This window comes from Stenotrophomonas chelatiphaga (assembly GCF_001431535.1).
GTDB classification, from domain to species: domain Bacteria; phylum Pseudomonadota; class Gammaproteobacteria; order Xanthomonadales; family Xanthomonadaceae; genus Stenotrophomonas; species Stenotrophomonas chelatiphaga.
This window is the reverse complement of sequence record NZ_LDJK01000016.1, coordinates 1-1,040: the sequence shown is the minus strand read 5'-3', so window position 1 is coordinate 1,040 and position 1,040 is coordinate 1. Positions and strand designations below refer to the sequence as shown.

1 protein-coding gene is annotated in these 1,040 nt (G+C 65.3%); it reads left to right on the top strand.

The genetic code is table 11. From position 1 onward, the window contains the following. Positions 1–989 (top strand): KUP/HAK/KT family potassium transporter (locus tag ABB28_RS05680; protein ID WP_211260371.1); only part of this gene is annotated, 989 nt, incomplete at its 5' end. Positions 990–1,040: the final 51 nt, after the last annotated feature.

Below are 1,040 nucleotides of genomic sequence, written 5' to 3'. Positions count from 1 at the left end.
TGGCGGCGGTGATCGCCTCGCAGTCGGTCATCACCGGGGCGTTTTCGGTATCGCGCCAGGCGATGCAGCTGGGCTACATCCCGCGCATGCGGATCAAGCACACCTCGCACGACACCATCGGCCAGATCTACATCCCCGGCATCAACTGGGGCCTGGCGGTGATGGTGATCGGACTGGTGCTGGCCTTCCAGAGCTCGTCCAACCTGGCGGTGGCCTACGGCATTTCGGTGTCCGGCACGATGCTGATCGATACCCTGCTGCTGGCCCTGGTGGCGCGCAGCCTGTGGCCGAAGTCGCGGCACTGGATCGTGGCGCTGTGCGTGGTGTTCTTCATCATCGACCTGGGCTTCGTGATCGCCAACGGCGCCAAGCTGATGCAGGGCGCGTGGTTCCCGGTGGTGCTGGGCATCCTGCTGTTCACCCTGATGCGCACCTGGCGCCGCGGGCGCGAACTGCTGCGTGATGAGATCCGCAAGGACGGTATCCGCCTGGATACGTTCCTGCCGGGGCTGATGCTGGCGCCGCCGGTGCGCGTGCCGGGTACGGCGGTGTTCCTGACCGCCGATCCGACCGTGGCGCCGCATGCGCTGATGCACAACCTCAAGCACAACAAGGTGCTGCACGAGCGCAATGTGTTCCTGCACGTGGTGACCCTGCCGGTACCGTACGCGCCGGAGGGGCATCGGTTGAAGATCGAATCGGTCGGCGATGATTTCCACCGGGTCTACGTCAAGTTCGGCTTCATGGAGACCCCGGACGTGCCGCTGGCGCTGATGCGTTCGTGCGACCACGGCGGGATCTATTTCGATCCGATGGACACCACCTTCTTCGCCAGCCGCGAAACCATCGTGGCGACCGCCAACCGCGGCATGCCGATCTGGCGCGACAAGCTGTTCGCGCTGATGCACCGCAATGCCGCGCCGGCGACCGGGTTCTTCCGGATTCCGGGAAACCGGCTGGTGGAACTGGGCGCACAGGTAGAGATCTAGGGTTTTCTGCGCTGCGCGCGGCTTGAGGCGCAAGCAACGGCAACGGCAACG